Consider the following 26,257-nt stretch of genomic DNA (forward strand, 5'->3'; position numbering starts at 1 on the left):
GCGATATGGTTTTCATGCTCTCGAATATACGCCTCTACCTTTTTGCTGTACTGGTAAGATATGAAACCAGTTTGCTTTGTGGGTACATCGCCTCAACTATCTCTCCTAGCTCATCCTCAAAATTAGTGTAGACAATGTACTGTTCTTGAGGGTTAATAAATTTCACTAAATCTCGCATCTGACGGAGCATTTGCTCAATCAACTCAAGTTTTGTTTTCACTATTAGGATGGTATGGGCTGTCTCTCTTCCAAACAATACAGCAAATCTGCTTGGGTTAGGCATCATAAGGCTTTTAGCCCTTTACGCTCTTATAAATGCAATTTTCTTGACAAATACACTTATAATTACCAATACCTTCGCCAAAAAAAGAGTATGAAGAGGTAGGGCTGCCGTAGTAGAGTTATTGTCTCTCACAACTACAACTCAAAAACTACTTTTCAGCCCATGCCGGACATCTTATCACTGTTACAATGCTTGTTACCGCAGATAAACGCTACAACTATGCGGCAATTGAACCAGATAATCATAGCCATGTTAGCAATGAGCGGGCGAGTCACCATGTTAGGAATCTCGCGTTGGGCAGGCTCTGGTGGTAGTTATCGGACGATATTGAGGTTCTTTCATACAGTAATCCCTTGGGCGACGTTGTTTTGGCTATTTTTCCGTAAGCATTTGTTCCGTGCAAATGAAGTGTATTTGCTTGCAGGAGATGAAGTTGTAGTGAGTAAATCCGGGAAAAAGACTTATGGTTTGGATAGATTCTTTTCTAGCTTAGTGTGACTTGAAGAAGATTTTGGACAGGTTGTCCAACTTTACCTTCCAAAAAGGATGTCCAACTTTACCTTCTGAAAACGTTTAAAAAATAGCATAAAGTAAAACTAAATTGCTCAAACCCTATACCTGTATGCAAAATGAAAGTTTTGTTAATAGCGATGCCTACGGCGGCAAGCTACGCAGCACGGGAGCAATGTTTGTGAAGAATGCGGTTCAAAGGAAAAGTCGCCCAAAAGTAGTATCAAAGCGGATCTGTGTCCATTTTCTTCTTCCATTTCTGTTATTGGTGTCCATTTTCTTTTTCCAAAAGAGCGATCGCGCTTATTAATGCCTTTACGAAGTTATAAGTATTCCAGCTTGCAACTTGTCCAATTTCTTCTTCAAAACCTGTCCAAAATCTTGTAAAAGTCACACTTAGTAAGCAAACCGATATTAGGGCTGTCTTTCTTTACATTATCATTAGTCAGCGTTGAACAAAGGCACTCGTTTCCAATTCAGATAGAACAGGTGATAAAGAGTAATGTAGAAGAAAATAGCCCATTACCAACTCAGTTTGTAAAACCTCAAGAAAAACGTAAGCGTGGACGACCAAAAGGAAGTAAGAACAAGAATAAAACGGAGGTGATTTTAACAACTGAATTATTACGGATTCAGAAAATGATTAATTCGCTTTTCAAGTTATTAGGTGATTTTATTCCTCTTACCTACTTAGTACTAGATGGTCATTTTGAGAACAACAATGCCTTGCAGATGGCTCGACAAGTTAATTTGCACATAATTTCCAAATTGCGCCATGATTCAGCCCTATATATACCTTATCAAAACCCTGGCTCCAATAGGTACTCTCGTCGTAAATACGGGGACAAAGTTGATTATCATAACATTCCTCAGAAGTATCTATGTAAAAGTTGCATTGAGGATGAGATCCAAACTGACATTTACCAAGCTACTTTACTTCACAAGGAATTCGCTCAAGCAATGAATGTAGTTATTTTAGTCAAAACTAATCTTAAAACTAATGCTCGTAGTCATGTAATCCTATTCTCTAGCGACCTAGATTTATTCTACGAAAAAATAATAGATTATTACAAACTGCGCTTCCAAATCGAGTTTAATTTCCGTGATGCCAAGCAGTTTTGGGGACTGGAAGATTTTATGAACTTAAGCCAAACTGCCGTGACTAATGCTGTTAATTTAGCATTTTTCATGGTCAACTTGTCCCATCATCTTCTCTTGGATTTTCGTCCCCTTAATCCCGACTCTGGCATTCTTGATTTAAAGACTCATTATCGTGGTTTTCGATATGTTCGTGAAATGTTAAAAATGCTTCCGAAATCCCTGAGCCTATTTTATTAACCCAGATTTTTGCCAAGCTTACTTCTTTAGGACGTATTCATCCCGTTTCTACAAGCGTTGAACCCTCGTAAATTGGCAGAGGTATTGTATTAATCACCGCTTTGAGATTCTTATTTACTCCAAACATATTTGCGGCAGACTTCGCAGGCGGCTTTTGCTTCCTCGGTTTGCGGATTTGTGAAGATGGGATGGTAACGCAACCTGTTGCAACAGACTCGTAACCATTCTTGCACCTTACCTTCACTACCACCACCGACAATTGTCTGCTCATCCGAGCTAATGGCGAAAGGCATAATATCTATTCTACGCTTGCGGGAAGGGTCTACCAAGGGATGACCTTCGATATTCCACAACCGCACCGTTCCATCTTTACCACCACTAACAATTGTCTGCCCATCAGGGCTAATGGCAACAGAACAAACATCACCTTTATGCCCACGTAAAGGGTCTACCAGCGAGTGTCCTGGGATCTCTGACCAATGTCCTTGGATGTCCCATAACCGCACCGTGCCATCAACACCACCACTGGCAATTGTCTGCCCATCAGGGCTAATGGCAACGGAACAGACATAACCCTGATGTCCACGCAAGGGGTCTGCTAAGGGATGGCCTTGGATAGCCCACAAACGCACAGTCTCGTCAACACCGCCACTGACAATCTTTTGCCCATCCACGCTAATTGCTATCGAAGAAATATAACCTTGATGTCCACGCAAGGGGTCTGCTAGGGGTTGACCTTGGATGCCCCATAACCACACACTCCCGTCAACACTGCCATTGATAATCTTGCACCCATCTATGCTGAAGTCGGCACAAGAAACATAACCGCCCCTAAAAATCTGCTGTCCATCTACCCTAATAACCACGGAAGAGGCACAATGCTCATGCCCACTAAAAAGGTTTACCAGAAGATTATCTTTGATGCTCCACAACCGCAGTGTCCCGTCAACACCGCAGCTGGCAATTGTCTGTCCATCAGGGCTAAGGGCAGCAGATATGACAATACCTTCATGTCCACGTAACGGGTCTGTTAAGGGCTTACCTTGTATATCCCACAACCGCACTGTCCCGTCTTCACCGCTACTGACAATCTTCTGCCCATCTGGGCTAAAGGTAACGGATCTGACAAAACCCTGATGCCCTCGGAAGGGATCTGCTACGGAGTCGCCTTGGATGTTCCACAACCGCACTGTTCCGTCATCACCGCCACTAACAATTGTCTGCCCGTCTGGGCTGAAGGCGACTGAACAAACAATACCATCATGCCCTTGGAAGGGAATTGAGACTATACCTTTTGTCATTGCCCAATTCAAACTGTTTTGAACTTGTTTAAAAATTTGCTGAGGCATTTTCTCTAGATTTTCACCCACTGTCAGGATTGTAAGGACTAAACCATCTAGAGGTTGAACAGATAATAAATTCTGTGCCCTTGCTGCTTTCTCTTGCAAGGTAGCTAAGTTAGCTTCAGTGAGCGCCCGTTGCAGTTCGGCAATTTGGTCTTTTTCATAGGCATCGCTGTGCTGGTAAAAATTTTTGGTTAGCAATGATACAGATAGTTGTAGCCTGTCCCAATTTTCTCGCACCTCTGCCAGCAATCCCCCCTGCATTAAGTATTTTTCATTCTCCCCTTTGTTCAACCACTCGCGTAAAGCATCTGCTAACCGATCGCTCAACCGCCGCAAATCTCGGTCTTGTTGTCGCCATTGGGCAAACCTCTCCCAACCCTCAATTAAGGCTTCATGGGCTAAATCAATCCACGCTTTTCCTTGTTCATCTTTCCCAGCTACCAGCAAACGTCCTTGGATTAGTTTTTCTATAACTTGATTGATCGCTTGCTGCTCATCTAGGTTTTCATTAGCAAGACTTAACAATTCCTGTTTTGGTTGTCGCTGTCGGGTATCCTTGTCTTCTACGCCAGTACGCACCAATTTCCAAAAAATCCGCTTGATCCAAGGCTGCTGCTGTTTGGTGAAACTTGCATACAAATTTTCTGCATGACGGTTCAACGCCCCAATGACTCCACCTAGTTCGTTAAACTTAGCAATTGTTAACTGGTGAGTTTGTTTATCGCGCTGTTCCCAAAGTTCAGTCAGGGCAAACTGTAATAATGGTAAGCAGCCTTTCTCTTGCCCCACTACTTCTTGCCGGATCGTTCCGAGTAACCCTTTTTCTAACTGATAACCTTGTAAGTTTGCTGGGGATGCGATCGCTTCTTCTAATTCTGCTCCTAGTAATGGCGGCATATACACTGCCTGTTCCTGAATTAGTTTTGTTAGGGACTCATAGCTTAAACAAGATTCCAGAAAATCAGCTCGCATAGTGATGACAATTGCCAACTGCCCTTGAGAAACTTGGGTTAACAATTCAATAAATTCTTTTCTCTCTTCTTCTTTAGAAACAAGGGTAAAAATTTCTTCAAATTGATCTACCACCAACAACCAACGCTCAGAACCAGCCAGCTTAAAGATTACGGGAGATAAACCTTCTGTATTAATGAGATCCGAAATTTCCCTAATTTCTGTGCGTTCAAACAACTGTGTAAAGGCTCGTTTTAAGTCTGCTAAGGGTTCGACTCCGGGCAAAATTGGTTCTAAGACTCGCCAACCAATTGTTTCTAACACTGGAATCAAACCTGCCCGCACTACGGAAGATTTACCACTTCCCGATGCGCCAATAATGGGGACGAAATTTGCTTGAGCTAGTTTTTGTTGAATTAAGTTAACTGCTTTCTGGCGACCAAAAAAGAACTTGGCGTGTTCTTTATCAAAAGCTTGTAATCCTCGATAGGGACATTCTTCGCTCACCACCCCAGGTGCTATCGGATTCTTCGCTGGATAAAAAACTAGGGGAATTGATCTACCACCACTCATATAAATTGCTTCTTGTCCGCTTTGCTTGAGTTCCCCTGACACAAAGCTGATCAAGTCGTTGACATTAACTTCTCCTGTAATCTCATCAGCTTTATCTTGAGATAATCCTCTTAAAACTGCTTTGGTAAAAATCCCACCTTCAGCATCTTCTCGCGCTCTTTCAGAGACACGAGAGGCTGCAATTAGGCAGTAGTCTAGTTTGCTGTTGAAAACAGGGAAACTTGACTGGATCAAACTTCTCTCTAATAAAGACCCAGCATAGCAGCAGTCCAGCAATATCACTAAGCTACTGAGTTGAGATTTAGCGATTAAAGTGTTGAGGTCATCAAAGGCGATCGCATTTTGTCCATCTTTGCTACAATCCGATGTTGCCAAGAACCCTTCCAGCTCACCTATAAGGTTGAGCGCTTCAAATCCATGTCCTGCAAAATAAATCAGGGCCTCGCTACCTTTGGCCTTTTCTAGCAGAAACTTTCTCAGTGTTTGACCGAGTTCTTTACCAATTAACTTTTTATCCGGTGTGACTTGCCAGCGATTCTCACTCTCAATTAGCTTACCTGGTATTGGCTGAACATCAAACCGACCATGCTCACGCAGTAGCTGTGCTATTTTTTCTGCATCGTTAACAGCCTTTGGTAGGTTTGTAAAATTGTCATACTTAGCAATACCAATTACCAGTGCATATCGAGGCATACTGCTCAATTTTGTATCTATTTTTACGTAATATTACAAGAATAACAACCCAAACACAAATTGAGGCTACAGATGTCAGAAGTACAACGCCTGATTGTCAAAGAAGATGATCAAGAGTACGAAATTTATGTGGAATCAAAGACAGCCGCAGAGGTTCCAGAAGAAGAGGAACCAGGATACCGTGATGGTTTACCGACGCTTAATATTACAGAATTTCAAAACAAAATTCGTAATTATGCCAAGTTAGCGGTTGGGGCATTTAAAAATTTACCTGATGCTGAGGAGGTAACAGTTAAATTTGGCATCAAGCTGGGTGGTAAAACTGGCATTCCTTTTTTAACTGAGGGTTCAGCTGAGAGTAACTTTGAAATTGAGATTAAGTATAACTTGGTTGAGAAGAAATCATAAGTGTAAGCATCTCACAATCGTCGATACCTCAAGGCTGGGGCTACAAAAACAAAGTTTATCTTCCTGGTTTTTGTTTTTGTAGCCGCTAATAGAATGATCCTGTTTGCAAATTAATCAGGGGAAAAACTTATATACCTAGAGTCGACGATCGTGAATTAGCGCCAGTTAGTGGGAGCAAGAGCAGCAAAGCAAGATAAAAAAGTAGAGACCAAAGGTATATTAAATTATTGCTACTTGCGTACCTTATTTAAATAAAAATCGTTATATAATTCCCTGCCACACCTTGCAAATAAGCAAACAGTCAGTCTTTAAGTTCAGTAATCGCACTTAAAATAAATTATTTAATCATCAAACTCCTATTTCTATTTCTAGGAAACTCAACAGTTTTTCTTCCAGAGCAGTCAAATAAGCCCGCTTCAGCTTCCCCAACGACTCCAAAAACCTCTGCACCGACTCCTCCAGTCCACTAGAGTACACCCTATTGATGCGTAGACGCTTTGCGGCTTGCCGTCAGGCATCGCAGATCGAGATTGTCTGCTAGATATGTGGAAGTTGTACCTTTTCCCAGTCGCAATCTAATACATTACAGATTCCTTTGAAAGACTCTTCCACAACAGGATTACCTTTGAAAAACCAAAAACAGTCAAGGTAATTTAATTTATTGCTGTCAGCAAAGTTTTCTAAAGTTTCGTAGTTCAACTTCATTCTATGCCTTAAATCAACTATCTAATCTACGTGTAATTCTGGGTAATTTGCACTCATTTTATCCTCCATCAGTAATTCCATATTCTGTTTCTATCAAACTCAACAATTTCTCCTCCACAGCAGTCAGATAAGGACGGTTCAGTTTCCCCAACAACTGCAACAGATTTTTGACTGTCTCCTCCAGAGAATCAGAATACACTCGATTGATGCGATCGCATATCTCCCGCACCTGCTGACATTCATCTGGCAAGTAATTGAATGATCGCAAGTGCTTCACCCCAACAGTACATTCGCCATTCCAAAGCCTTACAGTGCAACTAAAGTCATTAACTGCGCTAACAATCGCCCAACAGCCGCCCTTACCTCTGAGTTCGGGGTTATCCTTGGCTAAGATTTGGCACACCTCACCAACCTGGTAACTGTTGGGTACTTGGGTTCGCTCCATAATCGTTTGCACAATGTCTTTAACAATACGACCGGATGGCACTTTACCACCTGCCTGTTTTACTGCCCTTTGCCATGCCTGGTGCTGTTGTTGGGGTTCTAGCTTTGCAAGAGGGCGGACTTGTACCTCTGATGTGGGCAAAATTTGGGAACTAATAGTTCCCATTTCCTCTACTTGTTCATTTTGGGAACTATTAGTTCCCATTTCATCTACTTGTTCATTTTGGGAACTATTAGTTCCCATTTTTATGTTGTCAACTATCACTGAACCAGCTATTAAATAGTTTACATGGCGGTAAGTATAACTAAACCTGTCCTTGCAATACTCCTCAAACGTGCGATGAGTAGATCTGTATAACCTGCGATCGCGTAATTCTGCCAAAGCCTTTCCTGCTTCAAAAAACGCCCTTTCAACCTTCCGTTCTAAATGCAGGCGATCGCTCTGCTCCTGTTCGGTTAATTCAGGAACTTCAACCGCAGAAACATTAATGATTGCAGAAGCTGGGTTTTCTGAAGAGGAAATGTCTGAGTTGGTGGACGTTTCTCGATTGCTGAATGTGGCAGAGATGACTTTCTTGCGCTTGGAGGATGGTTGAGACACGATTTCCCACCTCTGTAATTCAGTAACTTTTGCTCAGAGCTAATTGCAAATAGATTCTGGTTATGGCGGAGATTTGGAATTGCTGTTTTAAAAAAGCTGAAGGTGAAGACCCAAGAGAATTGATGGATTGAAAATCAAGCATCTTCTTCGTTTTCTCCGATCTGTTGATATCCAAACAAATCGTTAGGAGTGCATCGCAAAGCATCACACAACTTTGCGATTCTTTCAAACCATTCAACTCCACTGCGATTATTTTCCCAGTTACGAACAGTAGTTTCAGTGACCCCAACTAAATCGGCTAATTCCCGTTGTGTGAGGTCAAGACGTTTTCTTAATTCAGCTACACGCGACATTGGTATTTTACCCATAAAGAGACTTATATCAATAGTCTAACGAAAAAGTCTTTGCGTAAAGATATTGACGCGTAAAGTTCTTTACGGTAAAATTTTCATAAAGAAAGCGCCCCCGACTGCGAATCTAGAGCGCCTTCTGTCCTATTCAGAACTAATCAATTATGACCCACACTATATACACTCATCAACAGCTGCACCTGAAATCCCTAGCCCGCCTCAAGCAGATCTACAGCGAAATCGGCGCTAGCGTTGAAGTACGAGACAGACGATGTAAGGATGCGTGGATTAGCGCGTTCGTCGAAGACGTTGGCGCAGCCATCGCACAATACCAAGCCAGCAAACTTCAGAAGATTAACGAGCAGGACATAGCCCAAGCCGAGTTCGACCAGTACATCGAAGACCAAGCCCAGTCCATCGCCCCAGAAGAATTAACAGCAAGAGAAATATCTTTTTACCATCACGAATATTACGCCCTTGGCAAGTTGATAGCAGCCATCGACTACGACAATGACCTCACACAACCTTGGGTAGTGACGATCAACAACGCAAAAGAATTTCGTGCTGCTACCCCAATGATGTGCGATCGCTACATCCGCATTCATTACAAAGACGGCTCTGAGCAATTCGCAACTCGCAATGGGCTTCGCCCCGCTTCGCTAACGCAATTCGCAATTGATAAATCCAGTCTTGATAAGGGCTTAAGGGATTTGGCTCTGTTTCCAGATTTTCGTGAATTTATATCATTACCAGTGCAAGAGCCAGAAACTCCCACCAGCACAGGCAATGAAGTCATGGTGCAGATTGCCGCCGAATGCGACAAATACGGCTTAGAACTACTGGATAAGGGGATTTACACCAACGATGGCGTGAAACTAGGCTCAGTTGGCTGCATTCCAAACAAACTGCAATATCACATCAATAATTGCGAATTGCGAATTGCTCTGGTGGTTTGAGCGAGTCAATCAAAAGCGAACCTTTTGCAATTCTGTTGAGGATGCCGTTTGGCTACTTCAAATACTAGATGGTTTACCAGCGGCTAATGAATACTTGCAATATCATTCGCTTGAGCAACTGTCGTCGATGGAGTTGCAGTGGTTGTTTGAAACGCCAGAGTTACTCGCGGTGTAAATAAAAGTGGGCTTTGATGCCCACTAACCTTGAAGCCAAAGAAATCGATGTTTCAAATATAACTATCTGCATTGGGATAAACCTCCGTAATTTTCTCCCAATGCCTCACTAATCACTTCATTCATAGTCAAAACAATGAACTGTGCAATCACCGCTTTTGAAAAATGCTGGTATCTCTCGCCTCCTTGGGGTCAGCAAATGCCCTCCCTGGAAGTTCATTTGTCGGAGAAAGTCTACCTCACGACTAATCACACATTTGGTTATTGCTATGGGGTGCAGTGGGAGCAGGACAAGTGGGTTTATGCGATCGCAGTCGAACGCTCAATATCCTACGTCACTAAACGCGAAATCATCGGTACGGGACGATTACAGTCCACTTATTTGAGAAAACCTGCTTTTGTTCTGGGAGATCGCGTCATGCTTCGTTTTGATAGTCATGCCACAAAACAGCGTTTGATTCTGGGGATTGTACTGGTGAATAACGCTTGGTTTTACGTGATTGAGATGATATCCCCAGCTTTGGTTCGACCATTGGCTACACCTGTTCGTTTTCCATTGGTGAGCGAACAAGATTTAATTCGTGTGCTTTCCTAAGTTGATACGCCCTGTAGTTTTCTACAAAGGAGCAGATTATGACTTTACCTTTAAATCAATCGGTACTACTTGAATCTAGAACTTTGAGGACTTCAGCGATCACTAATTTTTCTGATGACAGAGCTTTAGAAATTCTGACGAAAGCTAAAGCAATTATCTTTGCAGTCTGGGGCGGTAGTGGTTGGGCGACTACTGCACAAATCGCTGAATACTTTGAGGTAACAGAATCTGCTGTCAAGGAACTTCACCGAGTTAATGGGGCTGAATTTCGAGACTTAGAAACTAAAACCCTTACTGGCAAGGAGTTACGCGATGCTCGACAGAAGCTCTGTCTACCATCTAAGACATCCCAGGTCAGAGTTTTTTCAGCTTTGGGGACTCTGAGAATTGCAATGTTGTTACAGCAATCCGAGATTGCAGCCCAAGTTAGAACCATTATTCTAGACTTGGTTGCAGCAGTGCCTACTGTTACACCGGAACCACCACCCATCACTGCACCAGCACTCCCAGTTGAGCAGCGATTGCATACTCTCGTCCTGGCAATGAAGACTTTAGCCGAGTTAACAGGTGGCAGACTCAACCCGTACATGGAACAGCAGGTCAAGGATTACGCCGCTAATCTTCTGGCTGAACACAACAGGAAGATGTTGACTCCCTCAAAAGAACACTGGCTTGGAGTTGTAAATTTTGCAGAGAGCGAGTTAGGTAGAAAAGTTCCTTTGAGTGGCTCACATTACCGAGGGCATCTGGGTACATGGGTAAGGACATTCTACCCACATCTAGGCTCACGCCAAGAGGATCGCTTGGTTAACGGTACTCAACAATCAGTTTACGTTTACGCTTGCCACGATCAGGTGGTGGCTGCTGGTTTGACCAAAGCAATTGACGAGTTTTTCGCACACCCGAATCCGGCGGCTGCTCTTCGGCAGGCTAGGGCTTTTTCTAAGAAAGCTGTGGTTACTGCTTGATGCACAATTTTAGGACGGGCAATATGCTCATCCCAGGATTAGTAACTATTTCCTCAGAACATTTATCACTCAGCAGTCAATACAGCTAAAAGAAAACGAACACACCTGATAATTCTGTTAATGAAGCTATTGATTGATTGAATGTAATGAACTGCCCGAACTGTAGAAGCTCAGAAATTTACCGTCAGAATCCAACCCAAAGACAGGTGTACTGCGATCGCTGCGGTTATTCATGGCAGGTAAAACAACCTCAAATCCCACTTTTAGAAAAAAAGATTTATGTAAGTCAAGGATCAATGAAAGGACAACACTATGTTTCGGTTTGGTACTGCCCAATTGATTCATCAAAATATTCTTTCTCTCTTAAATACGGTGGTGGGGTTTGTCTGTTTAATGAATTTCTTGAAGACCCATATTTAAGTGGCAGTTACAGCACTCCAGAAAAGGCATTAGAAGCGGGTATCGCAGAGGTAAGAAATGACTAAATATGAATGGCTTTTACAAGGACAAAGCTTATTCGGACAAGACATGATGCAGTGGAAGTTCACTCTTCCCATGCTGTAATCATATTGCTACTGTTAAGGATTATAAAAATGCTGGCGCACCTGAATCAGCCGTTGGATTTTCTTGTATAGGTCGATGGTTAGAAGTGCGAAAAGAAGCGTTTGATAACCAGGACAAGCGGAAAATTCCTTGTAATTATGCTGGGGGTGGATTAATTAATATTAATCCCGTTGATGTTGATGGACTTAAAGTTTTTGAATTCGGAGCTTAATTTCTTGTGAAAATCGTAGTTCAAATAGTCGAAAAAGTTTACCAAGAAGCCCACATTTATCTACCAGATGGATTGACAGAAGAAGCCATCAGACAAGTCATCACAGACCGATATAATTCTGGCGAAATGATTCCTGATTTAAACATTTTCCAAGTTGAGTTTGAATCCATCAGTGCAACGATTGTCCAACAACCGCAGGAGGCAGCATGAGACTCACAACCTTACAAGGCCAATATCAGTGCATCGTCATAGACCCTCCTTGGTTCTATCGCCTCCGCAACCAAGATAAAACACACCGTAACCGCATTCCTTATCAACCTATGCCAACAGAAGAAATTCTGGCGCTGCCTGTTCCCGAATTATGCGATTGCACTGGCTGTGTGCTGTGGTTATGGTTCACGAATAATCACATGATTGAGGCTTCTCAATGCTTACAAACTTGGGGTTTTGACCTCAAAACTATCCTGACTTGGCAAAAGATTACTAAAGCTGGAACCCCACACCTGGGGACTGGACATTGGTTAAGGAATTGCACCGAACATTGTGCTTTGGCTGTTCGGGGAAACGTGAAGGCTTTTGCTGGACGCACTTTATCAAACCAGTCAACTATCTTACACGCACCCCGCCGTCAGCATTCGCGCAAACCGGAACAGTTTTTTGAACTTGTAGAAAAGCTGTGTCCAGATATGACCAAGCTGGAGATGTTCGCACGTTCATCTAGAGACGGCTGGGACTGCTGGGGAAATGAGGCGGATATGTTCGATCGACCTGTTGAGGGCTGTGATGAAAATATTTCGTTGAGTGCGTAAATTTTGGTTAATTTAGGCACTCAAAGTCTTCCGAACCTTGAAAACCAAATATTCAACTCTTCAATGCTAATTTTCTGGAGGATTGTCAGTTGTAGAGGATTGGTAGATTTGACGCAATTCATCAACTGTAGTCGCTGTTTTTATACCTTCTTTAATTGCTCGTAATTGTTCAACATCTTCAATTTGGGAAATTTCATCCATCACCCCAAGTGAAGAAGTACCAAATTTTAGTTCTAAGCCTAATTCAATTGCTTCTAACAATCCCTCTATTCAGGTAATTCGCTCAAATGATGTCATGTACGGCATAGACTGTTGTGCCTCCAGTTGTTCTACTTCTGTTTTAAACTCTCGTTCTAAATCTAATGGTAATGTCAACATCCAATCAATAAAACCGAATAAATTCAGCACAGCATCTCGGTTAAACCCCTGCTCCAATCAATTTGAGCATGGGCTTGAGGAAAGAAAAATTGCATGAAGTCTTCAAAATACAACTGCAACATCTGCTTCCAGGGCGAATCGTATTCAGTTTGAGGTGCTTTATTAGTCATTACTGTACCTATTATCTAATTTCAAATTAATGAGATGAACTTCTTGAACAACTGCGCTTTAAAGAATTTGCACATCCGATTGCTGATTAAAAACAAATCCCTCGATTAGCAATAGTAAACCGAGGGAAAAGAAATTATTTAGTGAGGTGTATCATCATGAGTTTAGCAGTAAATGAATTAAATAATCGTCCAGATTTTGGAGTTTTTATTCCAGGTTTCTTTGATGATTATCCTCTCGAATCTGAAGAATTTAGGTTATACGCGCATATCCAAAGAAGAGCAGGTGTCAGTGGTTGTTTTGAGTCTATTCCTAACATGGCAAAACATTGTTACATGGCTCTGAAAACTGCCAAAAATGCCATCAAGCTTTTAGTAGCCGCAGGAATGATTGAAATACAAGAACGTCTTGGAACTACCAACATTTATACTCTTACTTCACCTTCGTGTTGGGTTTCTCCCGACCAAGTTCAATTACTTCGCTCACAAATCAAGGCAACAAAAGAAACCCCAATCAAAATTAACCCCAGTCAAAATTGCACGGGGGGTGGGGTTAAATCTGACCCCAGTGGTGGGGTCAATTTTGCACGGGGGGTGGGGTCAAATTTGACCCACAAAGGTATTCCCATTAAGGTAATCCCATCTAAGGAACTCACACTAAGTACAGCATCCTTTACCCATCAAAGTGTGTGTGAAGAGTCTGGACAACCAGGACAACAAAACCAGGAAGAAGAATCAATTCCCGAATCTTCGTCTTCGTTGTTAAAAAAATCCGAGACTTCGCATCAAACCCAAGATCCTGCATCTGGGCCAACAGTGCCCGCTTTGTTCGATAATCCCGAACAAGTGAATAATAAACCCAGTAAACAAAAATTCCAATCGATTGAAGATTTGCTTAATCAGGTTTTACTAGACCCTGGCATTATGGCATCTGACCCGTTGCCCGCCGTTTACAAAAGCGAAATCAAATTGCGCGGCTGGCGCTTCCCCTGGCGTACTGCTACCAGAGACAAGATTTACCAAACCTGCGATCGCGGTTTAGTAGAGTTAATCGCCAAGGAAAGAGCCAAGTGGAGTAAATGCGAGTGGCAAGAAAAAATCCCCACAGTCATCAAGTCCATTGGCAATCTGGAAGCAACCAAGGGCGGCTTAGAAGAACTGCTGGGTTATTGGTCAAAAGTTGTGGACTCGGCTGCACCACCAACAGAAACATCTCAGGCAACTAATGACCCCATTGGCTACTACTCGAATCGCTCCCTTGAGTGGCACAAAGCCACATTCTGCGAATTACTAGACCTTGGCGACAAAGTTGGGCAAGAACAAGCGATCGCTCAATTCAGTACCCGCTACGACCAACAACACACAGGGGCTACTGATGGCTGGTTGAATTGGTTGCAAATCAATTATCCCCAAATGTATGCACATCTGCATCAAGCCGCAGCATAAAAACAATTCGCTGATGAACGCAATACCCCAGTCCTATAGCCAATGCCCATGCCTCATGCCCTATGCCCATACCAAGCGTTCCCTGTACAAGAGCTTGTTAAACGAGGTAAACTATGACACACGAACTAAACTTTACATCCCAACAAGACCGCCTACCCCCACAAAGCATCGAGGCTGAAGAAGCCATACTCGGTGGCATCATGCTTAACCCAAATGCCATGAGCCGAATCAGCGATCGCCTGAGTGCCGATGCTTTCTACATCAACGCCCACAAAGACATCTATCAAGCAGCACAAAGGCTCTACAGCCAAGGACTACCAACCGATTTGCTTTGTGTCACGGGCTGGTTATCTGACAATGGTCTGTTGTTTCGCGTTGGTGGACGCAATAAACTGGCTACACTTGTCGATCGCACTGTCAGTGCCGTGAACATTGATGCTTTCGCCGATTTGGTCGTGGAAAAATATCAAAGGCGGCAGTTGATAAAAGCGGGAACTGAGATTATTAAGCTGGGCTATGCAACCGAAACCGAGCTACCGATTGTCCTTGACCAAGCCGAACAGAAGGTTTACTCAATCGCATCTGAACATTCTGCGACAGATTTAGTTCACATTTCTGACTCCCTGGCTGATGCTTTCACCGAAATCGAAGCCCGTCATGCTGGAACCGCTAGCCCTGCTGTGTCCACTGGATTTTACGACTTGGACAGTTTGCTCGGCGGTGGCTTTCGCAAAGGGCGGTTGTATGTACTGGCTGCTCGTCCGTCTGTTGGCAAGTCGGCTTTGGCTGGTAATCTCGCTCTGGCGGTGGCGAGTAGGAGTCGGTTGCCTGTGTGTGTATTCAGCTTGGAAATGTCCCAGGATGAATATGTGCAGCGATTCCTCAGCAGCGAATCGGGCATTGAAAACAATTTTCTTGAAACTGGGCAAGTCTGTAACAACCAGTGGCAACCATTGAGCCAAGCGATCGCTTCTCTTAGCGAACTGCCGATTTTTATCAACGATAACTCTTGCCCTTCCCTCAATGAAATCCGCAGTCAAGTTCGCAGGGTTTCATCGCAGTACGGTGGCGTTGGGCTTGTGGTTGTGGATTACTTACAGCTCATGGCTGAAGGTGCTGATTCTAGAAACAATATGACCGAGCGTGTTGGCGAAATCAGCCGGGGACTGAAGAAACTTGCCAAGGATTTGGATGTGCCTGTCTTAGCTTTATCTCAGTTGAGCCGTGAAGTTGAAAGCCGCAATGACAAACGCCCAATACTCAGCGATTTGCGGTCAAGTGGGGCAGTGGAACAAGACAGCGATGTTGTGATCATGCTTTACAGGGAAGAAATGCACAATCCCGATACACCTGAGCGTGGCATTTCTGAGTTAATCGTTCGTAAGCAGCGCAATGGCCCTACTGGGACGGTCAAGCTTTTGTTTGACCATCAGTTTACGAGATTCAAGAACCTTTCTCATGGTCGGGGGTTTTGATGAAATCCGTTCTCTCACTTTTCTCCGGCATCGGCGGACTATGCCACCACGGAATATCAGCCGCAGGTCTATCCCACAAATTCCGAGTCCAGCAATTTGTCGAAATCTCCCCTTATTCTCAATCACAATTGCGCCATGAACAACCAGGAATTCCAATCCACGCAGATATTACCAACTACCGTTGCCACCGACGACAGTTCGACATTTTGTGCGGGGGATTCCCCTGTAGTGGCACCAGTAACGCTGGAGATAAAAAAGGACTACTCGACCCCAGGTCAGGACTGTGGCACGAAATGTTCCGCATCATCAAGGAATGTCAGCCGCTATTTATACTCATCGAAAATCCTGCGGGTTTGCTCCATCGCGGACTTAACCGAGTCCTGTTTGACCTTGACTCCATCGGGTACGATGCAGAGTGGGATTGTATCTCTGCTTCATCAGTCGGCTTGCCACACAACAGAAAAAGAGTAAATATATTTTTACAGATTGACTCAAGGTGAGGCGATCGCACTGATGGTAGTCTTTCGATACTAACTAGAGGTGGCTAGATTTGGCTCAAGTGTTTACTGGAGTTATAACTTAGTAGCTCTGAGAAGGGATTTTGCTAGCTGTATGTGTTTTTCGGAAATGGTCGTGACCTAATTGTGAAATCAAGTTTACCAAATTTGGTAACAAACTTTACAGAAAACATACATGACTACAGCCAGTGTTTTCACTTATTGTCTTAATTAAGCAAGGAGTTGAAGGGAAACAAAAATCACAATGAACTCCAAGCGAAGATTAACTGTAAACATTCTAATTGTAGGAGAAAAATCATGCAAGTTCTAGAAAATAACGCCTTGTTTACTGAAGTTTCTGCTGAACAATCTCAGGTTGTTAGTGGTGGAAAGAAACGTGGACATAGTGATAGCTTGACTTTCGATCTAGATGCTTACCTATTTGTTTTAGGTGCTGGGGTTGTATTCGGTAATCCTACACTTACCTCAGATGAAATTCAAGTTGGTTGGGAATATGCACTGGGTATTTAATTACCCGTTCTCAAATGGTTGCCTGAAAATTAACTGTAAACATTCCAATTGTAGGAGAAAAATCATGCAAGTTTTAGAAAATAACGCCTTGTTTACTGAAGTTTCTGCTGAACAATCTCAGGTTGTTAGTGGTGGAAAGAAACGTGGACATAGTGATAGCTTGACTTTCGATCTAGATGCTTACCTATTTGTTTTAGGTGCTGGGGTTGTATTCGGTAATCCTACACTTACCTCAGATGAAATTCAAGTTGGTTGGGAATATGCACTGGGTATTTAATTACCCGTTCTCAAATGGTTGCCTGAAAAATTATGTATATATTTATTCATTTTTCAGGCTTACCTAACGATGTTACAGGGATAGATAAGCGTAGTCCAAGATATTAAATACTGGAGCATTAAATGTTCCAGTATTTGAAATCGTCACCGAAAAAATCTTAGAAATTACTAGCAATCAAGGATGAAAAATGAACATTAATGAGATTGTTCCAATTTTTACAGAGCTAATTAACGAAGAAGCTGCGGTTGTTAATGGTGGTGCAATTCCCATATTTGCTTATGATGGCACAACAGCTAAAATTATAAATGCAGACGGACACGGCAAAGAAGTAATTCTTTCTCGTCCTGGTTCTAGTCCCTCTCCTCAGCCTGACAATAGTATTGGTAGCCAATTATGGTTGCCAGTGGGAATTTAAACGTTATCAAAATCACGAATAAAGAGTGGGTAGTTAACGGTTAAAGCGATTAATTACTCATAAAACCCATGATTTATTATATGCTCCTGGGTTGTCAAGTTGCTCATTGTTACAACTAGTTTAATGCAAGCGAATCATGGAAGAAGATAACACTCTTTTTCAAGAAATTACCCCTGAAGAATCTGCTGCCGTCAGTGGAGGATATTTACAAGTTAGTTTTGACTTGAATAGTTACTTATTCATTTTGGGGGCTGGTGTTGTATTTGGCAACCCTGGACTTACTCCTGATGAAATTCAGTTTGCTTGGGAGTCAGCCTTTATATTTGAAGATGCACCACGTCGCAGAACTAGACGCAGTAGAAGCTTCTGAAATAATGGCATTTAGTGTATATGCAAGTATATCTGCTATGAGGCAGGCTGACTTAGCCTGCCTTATTCAAGATTGCTACTTTTTGAAAAAATTTTGGCTCAAATTAATATAAGCGTTTTGCTTTATGAAATACCAATATGTTGCCCAACATAGCGAAGAAGATTGTGGTGCTGCTTGTCTTGCATCAATTGCTAAACACTATGGACGGAGTTTTACCCTCAGTCATGTTCGTGAGGCTGTAGGTACTGGACAATTAGGAACAACTTTATTGGGGCTAAAACGAGGTGCAGAAACTCTTGGTTTTAATGCTCGTCCAGTCAAAACTTCGCCAGAACTCTTAAAGCGGATAAATAAAGCACCTTTACCAGCAATTATTCACTGGCAAGGACATCATTGGGTAGTTTTATATGGTAAAAAAGGCAAAAAATGTGTAGTTGCCGATCCGGCTATTGGTTTGCGTTATCTGTCTCCACAAGATTTAGCAGAGGGGTGGAGTGATTGGTTAATGCTATTGCTCGAACCTGATTCAATACGGTTTCATGAGCAAGAGAATGACAAAGTTAGTGGTTTTTGGCGTTTCTTTAAACGCATTTGGAATTTTCGAGCTATTCTGGCTCAAGCTTTACCCCTCAATCTCTTATTGGGATTATTATCTTTAGCTTCTCCTTTCCTGCTGCAAATTTTGACTGATGATGTGTTAGTTAGGGGTGATACCAAACTACTCACTACGATAGCGATCGCAGTAGTTGTAATGAATGTAATTTCTAGTAGTTTATCTTGGGTACAATCTAACTTAATTGCTCATTTTGCCCAGCGTCTACAATTAGGGCTAGTTTTAGAATTTGGGCGGCAAATTCTCCAATTACCCCTCTCTTATTATGAGGCTAGGCGTAGTGGAGAAATTGTCAGCCGTCTGCGAGATATTGACCAGATTAATCAGTTAGTATCTCAAGTTGTTGTGAGTTTACCCAGTAAGTTTTTTATTGCCATCATTTCTTTTGGATTCATGGCTTTTTATAGCTGGAAACTAACTGTATTAGCTCTATTTTTATCTATAGTAATGACTATATCTACAGTCATATTTCAGCCTAAATTGCAACAAAAAACCCGTGAAGTTTTAGTCACAGAAGCCGAAGCACAAGGTATTTTGGTCGAAACTTTTAAAGGCGCTCTCACTCTGAAAACCACCACAGCTGCACCGCAATTTTGGGAGGAATTGCAAAGTAGGTTTGGGAAAATTTCTACCTTGACACTTAGCACGATTCAGATTGGCATTATTAATGGTACGTTCTCTAACTTTGTCTCTGCCGTTGGTAGTATTGTTTTGCTGTGGTTTGGAGGCAATTTAGTAATTAATCCCGAAGAAAATTTAAGTATTGGGCAATTGCTAGCATTTAATTCCATGAATAGTAATTTTGTGGGTTTAATTGGCACTGTAATCGCTTTTGTCGATGAATTTACGCGAGCAAAAACTGCAACTCAACGCCTGACAGAAGTCATAGATGCGACTCCAGAAAACCAAGGAGATGGTAAAAAACCATTTGCCAAAATTCTTGATGATGCTGATATTGTTTGTAATCACGTCAATTTTCACTATGCTGGTAGAGTTGAATTACTAGAAGACTTTTCTTTAACTATTCCTGGCGGTCAAGTTATCGCCATTATTGGAAAATCTGGTTGTGGTAAAAGCACCTTAGCTAAAATAATTGCTGGTTTATATCCTATACAATCAGGTAATATTCGGATCGGACTTTATAACATAGAAGATATTTCTCTTGATTGTCTACGTCAACAGGTAGTTTTAGTTCCTCAAGATGCTCACTTTTGGAGTCGTTCTATTATTGAGAACTTCCGTTTAGGTGCGCCTCATGTTACATTTGAACAGATTGTTAGAGCTTGTCAAATTGCTGATGCTGATGAATTTATCAGTAAACTTCCTGACAAGTACCAAACTATTTTAGGCGAATTTGGAGCAAATATTTCTGGGGGACAACGCCAAAGATTGGCAATAGCACGAGCGATTGTCACAGATCCACCAGTGTTAATTTTGGATGAATCAACTGGTGGACTTGATCCAGTAAGTGAAGCACAAGTTTTAGATAGGTTATTTCAACATCGTCGGGGCAAAACTACTATTTTGATTACCCATCGTCCTAAGGTAATTAATCGCGCTGACTGGGTTGTGTTAATAAATCAAGGTAAGTTGAAAACTCAAGGTTCTTTAGAGAGCTTACGCTCTATATGTGGAGAACATTTAGAATTTTTAAATCCTTAATGGCGAGTAGGGAGCAATACGGTTCAGTTAAGGCTAAAACTCTTGGTCAAATTCAATTTTTTTAACGAACCGCCAAGGACGCAAAGAGAAGAAAGAAAGGCTTAACTGAACTGTATTGGAGTAGGGACTAGGGAAATGAAGGAGATGAGGGGGATGAGGCAGAAGAATTAATAATCAATGACTATTGACTAATAACGAGTAAAAATTTTTGAATTTTCAATTGTAATTATGCTCTACACTTATAATCAAAAAGTTCTATCATCAGTTCAAAGCGAAGAGTTTCTTCCGCCTATTAGCCGTTGGACATCATTAGCAGGAATTTTCCTGATCGCTAGTGTTGGTACTGGTATTAGTTTATCTTCATGGATAAAATACAATGTCACAGTAAAAGCGACGGCGGCTGTGCGTCCTACAGGCGAAATTCGCCTAGTGCAACCGAAAACTGAAGGAACAGTGAAAACTATTTTGGTGAAAGAAAATCAGCGTGTCAAAAAGGGAGATGCGATCGCTTACCTGGAAGATGAACAATTGCAAATTAAAAAGAGCCAACTGCAAGGTAGCATTCAGCAGGATAAATTACAAATTCTGCAAATTGATGCTCAAATTAGGGCTTTATATACCCAAATTTTAGCGGAAATCACAATATCAGAGCGAACGGTTATCTCTGCAAAGGCAGATTTGGAACGCAGTCAAAGAGAATATCAGGATAAGCAAATTACCACTAGCAGCGAATTAGTAGCAGCACAAGCCAATTTGGAAAAAGCCCAAGCTGATTTGCATAAAGCCGAAGCTGATTTAAGTTTTGCTGAGGTAGATCGCGATCGCTATCGACAATTAACAGAAGTTGGTGCAATTGGGGGACGTGAGTATGAACAGAAAAAACTTGCTGTTGAACAGACTAAAGCCATTCTGGAAGGTGCCAGAAAATCCATTGATATAGCCCAAACTCAAGTTAAATCGGCTAAAGCTGCCGTGAATCCAACAAATGCTACAGTGGCGATCGCCCAAGAACGTATTGCTCAAGAAACTGCTAGAGGCCAAGCCACTATTGCTACTCTCAAAAAAGAAAAACAAGCCTTAATTCAGAGGCGAGTGGAAATTCAAAATCAAATAGGACAATCGCAAAAAGAAATTCAGCAGGTAGCCACACAACTGCAAGATACTATTTTACGGGCTAGCAGCGATGGTATTATTTTCAAGCTGAATTTACGCAATACTGGTCAAGTTTTACGTGCAAGCGAAGCTGTTGCGGAAATTGCTCCTAATAATGCTCCTCTAATTATTAAAGCAGTTATTCCCACTCAGGAAATTAAAAATATTGCCGTTGGTCAAAAAGCACAACTGCGAATTGATGCCTGTCCCTATCCTGATTATGGCACTCTCAAAGGAGTTGTCAAAGCTGTTTCCCCAGATGCCATTAACCCCAACGATAGTAATACAAATACCCCCAAATCAGGTTCGACAACTCCTGCTGCTAGCTATTTTGAAGTGACTATTCAACCTGAGAGTCTCGTCTTCGGAAATAGCCACCAGTGTCATCTCCAATCTGGTATGGAAGCTCAAGCCGACATTATTTCTAAAGAGGAGACAGCACTGCAATTTATGTTGAGAAAAGCTAGATTGATTACTGATTTATAAAGTTAGAAAAAATAAGAGCTTAGAGGATGTTTTTAAAACAACAATACTGCTCCTAATATTCTTATTAAGGTTGATTTTTTTAGTGTAGACTGCTTGCATAAATAATTTTTCTCACGCAAAGGTGCATTCGGCGTTCGCCATTGGCGAAGGCTAGCCATTTCCGTCCATGCAACGTCTCCAAGAGAAGGGTAGGTGCAAAGAAGAACAAGGCGAAAAGAAGATTTTTGCAAAAATTCTAGTGTAGTTAATTTAAATTTGGAGGGAAGTAATGTCACCATGATTATGTTTGTTAAATCCTACAATAGAATTCAGCAAGCATTGCAATGGTGGTCTTTTAGACAATCTATTAAATTATCTGTGGAAGCTAATAAAATCAGAGAAGACTTCTTGCAAGAATTATTTACAGTTCGCCAAAATTTAGAGTTATTAGCAATAGATAACCCAGAATCATCTATTGAAAAAACTCAAGCTTCCTTAAAACAAATTGATCATTTACATCGCTCGCTAGCACAGTTGAGCGATCGCTTATTTCCATCCTACCTTGAAGATAACTTGCCGTTGGCTATTGAATATTTATTAGAACCGTGGATTGTCTCCCATCCCCATCTAGATTTTCATATTAGTATGCCCTTTAGCTGGCGGTATGAACCAGGGCAAACGCATCTAAATTACTCTTGATCACAACGAAGGTTAAAAACCAACGAAAAAATCAGGATTTCGCGCTTGATTATTTTTTAAGCCCCAAAGCGATCGCCTAAAATTTTCGCAATAAGCAAGAGTTAATGACATTAATTTTAGTTCTATTGAGAATAGACTTTGCTTGTTGACATGATGCGGCCGCCCTGCGGTATGAACCAGCTAAACAAAGTCTGATAGTTTTAAATGCTTTAGAAGAATTACTTATCATCACTTTGCCAGGATTGTTGACTCCAAGTTCAATTAACATTAGTTTGCAACAACAGGAGAACTTATCTCAGTTAATTGTAACAATAACGCACTCTGATATATCTATGCTAATTTCTTATTCTAATTTGAGAAAACTAGATTATCTTTGCAAAAGCTTTGGAGCTTTAACATCGGGAAAATTATTTTATCGGAGAAATAATCTAATCGTTATTTACTACTTTTATTGGTAAGGAAAACTTGTAAATCCAAGCATCAACTTGATAGCTACTCTGTTGACATTCTGACAATTCAGCGGTATCTGGAAAACCTCACTTCTATTTCTCTCTCGTAGAAGGAGAGAGACTTTGAATTTTCCCCCTTCCCGCGACGAGTTGGGGGTTATGGAGTTAGGTTAATCGTTAGCTTTTCCACATAACGTGAAAAGTCAGGTTTACATTAAATAAACAATACGTGATTCTTCTTAATTTAGTTATTAGTATATAGACATTTTAATATAATAAATATATGGATCAATTTATGTAAAAAATTGATAAACACGTATTAAAGGAGTGGGACGTTAATTATGAAAGAAGTTTTAACAGAAAAGGCTTTGTTGAAAATTCTAGTAATTGATGACCACGAATCAGTATTATCTGGCACAGTCAATGTGTTGCAAAAACATTTCCCTGATGCTGAATTAATGATTGCTGTCAATGCTCAGAATGCTCTCAGTCAGATGACTACCTCACAGCCGGATATTGTGGTTATGGATTTGTCGATTCCAGATAACCCAAAAACAACAGCTAGACCAGATACAGGTGTGCAACTCCTCCGCACTTTGATGAAAAATTACCCCCATCTAAATATTGTAGTGCAAAGTGCTAATATCAGAACTCTAGTGAGAATCAGACCTGATATTGATAGCCATAAAGGAGGTTTTACCGTCGCTGATAAAAGTCTTTCCACCCAGGAAATGTTGACTAGAGTTGATTGGGCATTACAGGGATTAACCCATACAAAAGATATTAAAGGCATTCATTCGGGATTAGAAGTTAAACCAGAGTGGCTCAGGATGTTGACTTTAGCATTTGGAGAAGGATTGCAAGATAAGACCATTGCTGAACGGATGTGCCTATCGGAACGCATGGTACGTCATTATTGGAGTAAGCTGCAAGATACTTTAGATGTTTATCCTGAAGAGGGTAAAAATATCCGCATTCAAACTGAAATGCGAGCTAGAGAAGAAGGATTAATTGATTAGTTACGGTGTCGTTACACTAATTCGTAATTCGTAATTCGTAATTCGTAATTACATCATTTGATGTCGTAACATTTAAGCAACAGATCCCTGACTTATACAAGAAGTCGGGGATCTAATATCTCGCCATAGTTCCCCAATTATTTTTGGAGTCACTAGAGATTACAACAGACACTTATGCAGCCTGGACTTTGGAGAAGAATCAAACAAGAAATTACCATTTGGCGTATAGGTGCCTTACCAGGTGTTGCAGTAATGGCACTGGTAATTTTGGGTCGTCTAGCTGGTGCGATGCAATCTTTAGAGTGGCTAACTTTTGATACTTTTCTGCGGATACGTTCAGAAGAACCTATAGATGAAAGAATTTTACTCGTGGGGATTAATGAAGATGATGTTCGCATTCGCAAAGAGTATGCCCTAAATTCTGCCATATCAGATCGCGATTTAGCTCAACTGCTATTAAAATTACAGACTTATAAAGCGAGAGTCATTGGTCTGGATATCTATAGAGATTTACCTGTTAACCCTGGCCATGCTGAACTACTTACAGCTTTTCAAAGCGTCCAAAATTTAATTGCTATTGAAAAAGTATTACCCGACCAAGTGCCTCCACCTCCCACATTATCACCCGCACAACTTGGTTTTGCAGATCAAATTATTGATAGCGATGGCAAATTAAGGCGAAGCTTGTTGTCAACACCATCATCTGGTGGATACAAGTTATCTTTGTCTTTACGTTTGGCGGAAGTTTATTTAGCCCAGCAAGGAATTACTTTAGAAAATGGTATTCGCGATCGCGCTACTATCAAGTTGGGCAATACTGAGTTACCCCGGTTTTTCCCAAACTCTGGGGGATATGTGGGAACTGACGCAGGTGGCGTTCAGGTACTGCTCAATTTTCGCAGTGGTAGAGCCAGATTTAGAACTTTATCTTTGTATGACCTCAAAAATGATAAATTCAATCCAGACTGGATACGCGATCGCATAGTCATTATTGGCATCACTTCCCCTAGTCGGAAAGACTTTATTACAACTTCAGCCATTGAATCTATTCAACCTGCTACCGGACAAGTTTACGGATTAGAGATTCAAGCACACGCTGTTAGCCAAATTATCAGTGCAGTGCTAGACTCTAGACCACTCTTAAAAACTTGGCAGGATGGATGGGAATATATCTGGATTATCGCTTGGGGTATTTTAGGAATTGCTAGTGCTAGGTTAACCAATTCTTCTCTGAGTAATTTTTTAGTTATTGTTTTTGCTAGCTGTAGCCTGGTAGCTGTTAGTTATTTCTTACTCATTTGGGGTTGGTGGGTTCCGGTAGTTCCCACACTTCTAGTTTTAATTTTAAATGGTATCGAACTTACGGCTTTATATCAAAATTATCAAACTTTACACTTAGGAATAAAAGCCCGTCAAGCTATAATTGAACGCACATTTGAAACGATTCACAATGGCCCCTTGCAAAACCTTGCTAAAGTATTGAAACTTTTACGAGATAAAGATTTATCAACCAGCCAATTACTAGCAGAAATAGAACAAGAACTAGAAAAATTAAATCGGGAGTTACGAGGAATTTATGAATTTTTGCAAAGAGAACCAATAGACCAAGATGCCAGACTTTATTTAGGAAACAGTCTAGTCCTCAACTTAAAAGACCCTCTTCACGAAATTCTTTATCAAGTTTACACCTATACCTTAGAGCGAGAGTTCCCCTGTTTTCAAAGCATCAGGATTAAAATTCGTAACTTTGAACCGATAAATGAACAACACTTGACTATTGAACAAAAGCAAAGTCTTTGTCGATTTCTAGAAGAGGCTTTATGCAATGTTGGTAAACACGCTACAGGAGCAACTCGTCTCGAAGTGACTTGTTCTTCATCTGAAGGTTGGTACACTCTAAGCATTGTCGATAACGGTTTAGGTATAACTTCATCTACAGAAGGTCGTGGTACTCAACAGTTTAGAAACTTAGCTCGACAATTCAAAGGCAAATTTCGGCGTGTATCTCTTTCTCCTAGAGGTACTCTTTGCGAGTTGTCTTGGCCAATGCCAAAGTCTTGGCTGTAACCATTAGCCAAGGAGAGAAGTCTCTAGTAAAATCGGGTCTTGTCAGCTTTTGGCGAGCGGGGAAGGTTACGCCTTTTAAGGCAAAACGAAGATATT

29 protein-coding genes and 2 pseudogenes are annotated in these 26,257 nt (G+C 41.5%); 23 read left to right on the forward strand and 8 right to left on the reverse strand.

What is annotated here, in order from left to right; all coding sequences use genetic code 11:
* Positions 1 to 34: 34 nt before the first annotated feature.
* Positions 35 to 286 (reverse strand): hypothetical protein, encoded by a 252-nt coding sequence (locus ACM0OY_RS13845; protein ID WP_414569423.1) that lies wholly within the window; start codon positions 284 to 286, stop codon positions 35 to 37.
* 159 nt (positions 287 to 445) lie between these two features.
* Here ACM0OY_RS13845 and ACM0OY_RS13850 point away from each other — a divergent pair, with 159 nt between their 5' ends.
* Positions 446 to 781: a transposase gene (locus ACM0OY_RS13850; RefSeq protein WP_414569424.1), complete on the forward strand. Its 336-nt coding sequence runs from the start codon at positions 446 to 448 to the stop codon at positions 779 to 781.
* Between the two features lie 274 nt (positions 782 to 1,055).
* Here the strand turns inward: ACM0OY_RS13850 and ACM0OY_RS13855 are convergent, their stop codons facing one another.
* The gene (locus tag ACM0OY_RS13855; RefSeq protein ID WP_414569425.1) at positions 1,056 to 1,187 is read right to left on the reverse strand and encodes a hypothetical protein; all 132 of its coding nucleotides are present in this window, start codon (positions 1,185 to 1,187) and stop codon (positions 1,056 to 1,058) included.
* Between ACM0OY_RS13855 and ACM0OY_RS13860 the strand changes: the two are divergent.
* Positions 1,184 to 2,202, forward strand: a pseudogene (locus tag ACM0OY_RS13860) (transposase); the annotation flags it as partial. The gene ACM0OY_RS13855 and the pseudogene ACM0OY_RS13860 overlap by 4 nt on opposite strands.
* A gap of 39 nt (positions 2,203 to 2,241) precedes the next feature.
* On the opposite strand, the gene ACM0OY_RS13865 reads toward ACM0OY_RS13860, so the two are convergent.
* Entirely contained in the window at positions 2,242 to 5,694 is a 3,453-nt protein-coding gene (locus ACM0OY_RS13865; protein WP_414569426.1) for a caspase family protein, read from the reverse strand.
* A gap of 72 nt (positions 5,695 to 5,766) precedes the next feature.
* On the opposite strand from ACM0OY_RS13865, the gene ACM0OY_RS13870 reads away from it, so the two are divergent.
* Positions 5,767 to 6,102, forward strand: a complete 336-nt coding sequence (locus tag ACM0OY_RS13870) for a CU044_2847 family protein (RefSeq protein ID WP_414569427.1) — start codon at positions 5,767 to 5,769, stop codon at positions 6,100 to 6,102.
* 763 nt (positions 6,103 to 6,865) lie between these two features.
* Here the strand turns inward: ACM0OY_RS13870 and ACM0OY_RS13875 are convergent.
* Together ACM0OY_RS13875 and ACM0OY_RS13880 are read right to left on the reverse strand one after the other, a co-directional pair.
* On the reverse strand, positions 6,866 to 7,852 hold the full coding sequence (locus tag ACM0OY_RS13875; RefSeq protein ID WP_414569428.1) for a hypothetical protein: 987 nt from the start codon (positions 7,850 to 7,852) through the stop codon (positions 6,866 to 6,868).
* A 134-nt stretch (positions 7,853 to 7,986) separates the two neighbouring features.
* Positions 7,987 to 8,205: a helix-turn-helix transcriptional regulator gene (locus ACM0OY_RS13880; protein ID WP_414569429.1), complete on the reverse strand. Its 219-nt coding sequence runs from the start codon at positions 8,203 to 8,205 to the stop codon at positions 7,987 to 7,989.
* A gap of 161 nt (positions 8,206 to 8,366) precedes the next feature.
* Here ACM0OY_RS13880 and ACM0OY_RS13885 point away from each other — a divergent pair, with 161 nt between their 5' ends.
* From ACM0OY_RS13885 to ACM0OY_RS13920, 8 genes and pseudogenes are all read left to right on the forward strand, one after another.
* Positions 8,367 to 9,158: a hypothetical protein gene (locus ACM0OY_RS13885; protein ID WP_414569430.1), complete on the forward strand. Its 792-nt coding sequence runs from the start codon at positions 8,367 to 8,369 to the stop codon at positions 9,156 to 9,158.
* On the forward strand, positions 9,142 to 9,333 hold the full coding sequence (locus tag ACM0OY_RS13890) for a hypothetical protein (protein WP_414569431.1): 192 nt from the start codon (positions 9,142 to 9,144) through the stop codon (positions 9,331 to 9,333). The genes ACM0OY_RS13885 and ACM0OY_RS13890 overlap by 17 nt, the downstream gene beginning before the upstream one ends.
* Positions 9,334 to 9,468: 135 nt before the next feature.
* Entirely contained in the window at positions 9,469 to 9,927 is a 459-nt protein-coding gene (locus tag ACM0OY_RS13895; protein ID WP_414569432.1) for a DUF1392 family protein, read from the forward strand.
* Between the two features lie 38 nt (positions 9,928 to 9,965).
* Complete coding sequence (locus ACM0OY_RS13900; protein WP_414569433.1) at positions 9,966 to 10,895, forward strand: hypothetical protein; 930 nt, start codon at positions 9,966 to 9,968, stop codon at positions 10,893 to 10,895.
* 146 nt (positions 10,896 to 11,041) lie between these two features.
* Positions 11,042 to 11,380 carry a hypothetical protein gene (locus ACM0OY_RS13905; protein WP_414569434.1) on the forward strand — a complete coding sequence of 113 codons (339 nt, stop codon included), beginning with the start codon at positions 11,042 to 11,044 and terminating at the stop codon, positions 11,378 to 11,380.
* An 80-nt stretch (positions 11,381 to 11,460) separates the two neighbouring features.
* Positions 11,461 to 11,670 (forward strand): annotated as a pseudogene (locus ACM0OY_RS13910) (VVA0879 family protein); the annotation flags it as partial.
* 6 nt (positions 11,671 to 11,676) lie between these two features.
* On the forward strand, positions 11,677 to 11,880 hold the full coding sequence (locus ACM0OY_RS13915; protein ID WP_414569435.1) for a hypothetical protein: 204 nt from the start codon (positions 11,677 to 11,679) through the stop codon (positions 11,878 to 11,880).
* The gene (locus tag ACM0OY_RS13920; protein ID WP_414569436.1) at positions 11,877 to 12,479 is read left to right on the forward strand and encodes an MT-A70 family methyltransferase; all 603 of its coding nucleotides are present in this window, start codon (positions 11,877 to 11,879) and stop codon (positions 12,477 to 12,479) included. The genes ACM0OY_RS13915 and ACM0OY_RS13920 overlap by 4 nt, the downstream gene beginning before the upstream one ends.
* Positions 12,480 to 12,545: 66 nt before the next feature.
* Here the strand turns inward: ACM0OY_RS13920 and ACM0OY_RS13925 are convergent, their stop codons facing one another.
* From ACM0OY_RS13925 to ACM0OY_RS13935, 3 genes are read right to left on the reverse strand one after another with little or no spacing between them, the layout of a single operon-like run.
* Positions 12,546 to 12,740, reverse strand: a complete 195-nt coding sequence (locus ACM0OY_RS13925) for a hypothetical protein (protein ID WP_414569437.1) — start codon at positions 12,738 to 12,740, stop codon at positions 12,546 to 12,548.
* Between the two features lie 9 nt (positions 12,741 to 12,749).
* A complete protein-coding gene (locus ACM0OY_RS13930; RefSeq protein WP_414569439.1) occupies positions 12,750 to 12,887 on the reverse strand; it encodes a hypothetical protein in 138 nt (45 codons plus the stop codon).
* Positions 12,881 to 13,027 carry a hypothetical protein gene (locus ACM0OY_RS13935; protein ID WP_414569440.1) on the reverse strand — a complete coding sequence of 49 codons (147 nt, stop codon included), beginning with the start codon at positions 13,025 to 13,027 and terminating at the stop codon, positions 12,881 to 12,883. Before ACM0OY_RS13935 ends, ACM0OY_RS13930 begins: the two co-directional genes overlap by 7 nt.
* Positions 13,028 to 13,183: 156 nt before the next feature.
* Here ACM0OY_RS13935 and ACM0OY_RS13940 point away from each other — a divergent pair, with 156 nt between their 5' ends.
* The 12 genes from ACM0OY_RS13940 to ACM0OY_RS13995 all read left to right on the forward strand — a co-directional run bounded on the left by ACM0OY_RS13940 (position 13,184) and on the right by ACM0OY_RS13995 (position 26,161).
* Positions 13,184 to 14,470 (forward strand): helix-turn-helix domain-containing protein, encoded by a 1,287-nt coding sequence (locus ACM0OY_RS13940; RefSeq protein ID WP_414569441.1) that lies wholly within the window; start codon positions 13,184 to 13,186, stop codon positions 14,468 to 14,470.
* A gap of 113 nt (positions 14,471 to 14,583) precedes the next feature.
* Entirely contained in the window at positions 14,584 to 15,945 is a 1,362-nt protein-coding gene (gene dnaB / locus ACM0OY_RS13945; RefSeq protein ID WP_414569442.1) for a replicative DNA helicase, read from the forward strand.
* Entirely contained in the window at positions 15,945 to 16,445 is a 501-nt protein-coding gene (locus ACM0OY_RS13950; RefSeq protein ID WP_414569443.1) for a DNA cytosine methyltransferase, read from the forward strand. The genes dnaB and ACM0OY_RS13950 overlap by 1 nt, the downstream gene beginning before the upstream one ends.
* Before the next feature lie 315 nt (positions 16,446 to 16,760).
* A complete protein-coding gene (locus ACM0OY_RS13955) occupies positions 16,761 to 16,973 on the forward strand; it encodes a hypothetical protein (protein ID WP_414569444.1) in 213 nt (70 codons plus the stop codon).
* A gap of 64 nt (positions 16,974 to 17,037) precedes the next feature.
* Positions 17,038 to 17,250, forward strand: coding sequence for a hypothetical protein (locus ACM0OY_RS13960; protein WP_414569444.1), 213 nt, complete (start codon positions 17,038 to 17,040; stop codon positions 17,248 to 17,250).
* A 187-nt stretch (positions 17,251 to 17,437) separates the two neighbouring features.
* On the forward strand, positions 17,438 to 17,665 hold the full coding sequence (locus ACM0OY_RS13965; protein ID WP_414569445.1) for a hypothetical protein: 228 nt from the start codon (positions 17,438 to 17,440) through the stop codon (positions 17,663 to 17,665).
* A gap of 136 nt (positions 17,666 to 17,801) precedes the next feature.
* A complete protein-coding gene (locus ACM0OY_RS13970) occupies positions 17,802 to 18,035 on the forward strand; it encodes a hypothetical protein (RefSeq protein WP_414569446.1) in 234 nt (77 codons plus the stop codon).
* A 124-nt stretch (positions 18,036 to 18,159) separates the two neighbouring features.
* Positions 18,160 to 20,310, forward strand: coding sequence for a peptidase domain-containing ABC transporter (locus ACM0OY_RS13975; protein WP_414569447.1), 2,151 nt, complete (start codon positions 18,160 to 18,162; stop codon positions 20,308 to 20,310).
* A gap of 228 nt (positions 20,311 to 20,538) precedes the next feature.
* Positions 20,539 to 21,948, forward strand: coding sequence for an HlyD family secretion protein (locus tag ACM0OY_RS13980; RefSeq protein WP_414569448.1), 1,410 nt, complete (start codon positions 20,539 to 20,541; stop codon positions 21,946 to 21,948).
* A gap of 192 nt (positions 21,949 to 22,140) precedes the next feature.
* Positions 22,141 to 22,626, forward strand: a complete 486-nt coding sequence (locus ACM0OY_RS13985) for a hypothetical protein (protein ID WP_414569449.1) — start codon at positions 22,141 to 22,143, stop codon at positions 22,624 to 22,626.
* 790 nt (positions 22,627 to 23,416) lie between these two features.
* Positions 23,417 to 24,094: a response regulator transcription factor gene (locus ACM0OY_RS13990; protein WP_414569450.1), complete on the forward strand. Its 678-nt coding sequence runs from the start codon at positions 23,417 to 23,419 to the stop codon at positions 24,092 to 24,094.
* A 174-nt stretch (positions 24,095 to 24,268) separates the two neighbouring features.
* Entirely contained in the window at positions 24,269 to 26,161 is a 1,893-nt protein-coding gene (locus ACM0OY_RS13995; protein WP_414569451.1) for a CHASE2 domain-containing protein, read from the forward strand.
* Positions 26,162 to 26,257 lie beyond the last annotated feature (96 nt).

Source organism: Nostoc sp. CCY 9925, assembly GCF_963920935.1.
Classification (GTDB): Bacteria; Cyanobacteriota; Cyanobacteriia; order Cyanobacteriales; family Nostocaceae; genus Nostoc.

Coding starts and splice junctions, on each gene's coding strand:
- ACM0OY_RS13845 (WP_414569423.1), bottom strand. CDS start 286: ATGATGCCTAACCCAAGCAGATTTGCTGTATTGTTTGGAAGAGAGACA.
- ACM0OY_RS13850 (WP_414569424.1), top strand. CDS start 446: ATGCCGGACATCTTATCACTGTTACAATGCTTGTTACCGCAGATAAAC.
- ACM0OY_RS13865 (WP_414569426.1), bottom strand. CDS start 5,694: ATGCCTCGATATGCACTGGTAATTGGTATTGCTAAGTATGACAATTTT.
- ACM0OY_RS13870 (WP_414569427.1), top strand. CDS start 5,767: ATGTCAGAAGTACAACGCCTGATTGTCAAAGAAGATGATCAAGAGTAC.
- ACM0OY_RS13880 (WP_414569429.1), bottom strand. CDS start 8,205: ATGTCGCGTGTAGCTGAATTAAGAAAACGTCTTGACCTCACACAACGG.
- ACM0OY_RS13885 (WP_414569430.1), top strand. CDS start 8,367: ATGACCCACACTATATACACTCATCAACAGCTGCACCTGAAATCCCTA.
- ACM0OY_RS13895 (WP_414569432.1), top strand. CDS start 9,469: ATGAACTGTGCAATCACCGCTTTTGAAAAATGCTGGTATCTCTCGCCT.
- ACM0OY_RS13900 (WP_414569433.1), top strand. CDS start 9,966: ATGACTTTACCTTTAAATCAATCGGTACTACTTGAATCTAGAACTTTG.
- ACM0OY_RS13905 (WP_414569434.1), top strand. CDS start 11,042: ATGAACTGCCCGAACTGTAGAAGCTCAGAAATTTACCGTCAGAATCCA.
- ACM0OY_RS13920 (WP_414569436.1), top strand. CDS start 11,877: ATGAGACTCACAACCTTACAAGGCCAATATCAGTGCATCGTCATAGAC.
- ACM0OY_RS13935 (WP_414569440.1), bottom strand. CDS start 13,027: ATGACTAATAAAGCACCTCAAACTGAATACGATTCGCCCTGGAAGCAG.
- ACM0OY_RS13940 (WP_414569441.1), top strand. CDS start 13,184: ATGAGTTTAGCAGTAAATGAATTAAATAATCGTCCAGATTTTGGAGTT.
- dnaB (WP_414569442.1), top strand. CDS start 14,584: ATGACACACGAACTAAACTTTACATCCCAACAAGACCGCCTACCCCCA.
- ACM0OY_RS13950 (WP_414569443.1), top strand. CDS start 15,945: ATGAAATCCGTTCTCTCACTTTTCTCCGGCATCGGCGGACTATGCCAC.
- ACM0OY_RS13955 (WP_414569444.1), top strand. CDS start 16,761: ATGCAAGTTCTAGAAAATAACGCCTTGTTTACTGAAGTTTCTGCTGAA.
- ACM0OY_RS13960 (WP_414569444.1), top strand. CDS start 17,038: ATGCAAGTTTTAGAAAATAACGCCTTGTTTACTGAAGTTTCTGCTGAA.
- ACM0OY_RS13965 (WP_414569445.1), top strand. CDS start 17,438: ATGAACATTAATGAGATTGTTCCAATTTTTACAGAGCTAATTAACGAA.
- ACM0OY_RS13970 (WP_414569446.1), top strand. CDS start 17,802: ATGGAAGAAGATAACACTCTTTTTCAAGAAATTACCCCTGAAGAATCT.
- ACM0OY_RS13975 (WP_414569447.1), top strand. CDS start 18,160: ATGAAATACCAATATGTTGCCCAACATAGCGAAGAAGATTGTGGTGCT.
- ACM0OY_RS13980 (WP_414569448.1), top strand. CDS start 20,539: ATGCTCTACACTTATAATCAAAAAGTTCTATCATCAGTTCAAAGCGAA.
- ACM0OY_RS13990 (WP_414569450.1), top strand. CDS start 23,417: ATGAAAGAAGTTTTAACAGAAAAGGCTTTGTTGAAAATTCTAGTAATT.
- ACM0OY_RS13995 (WP_414569451.1), top strand. CDS start 24,269: ATGCAGCCTGGACTTTGGAGAAGAATCAAACAAGAAATTACCATTTGG.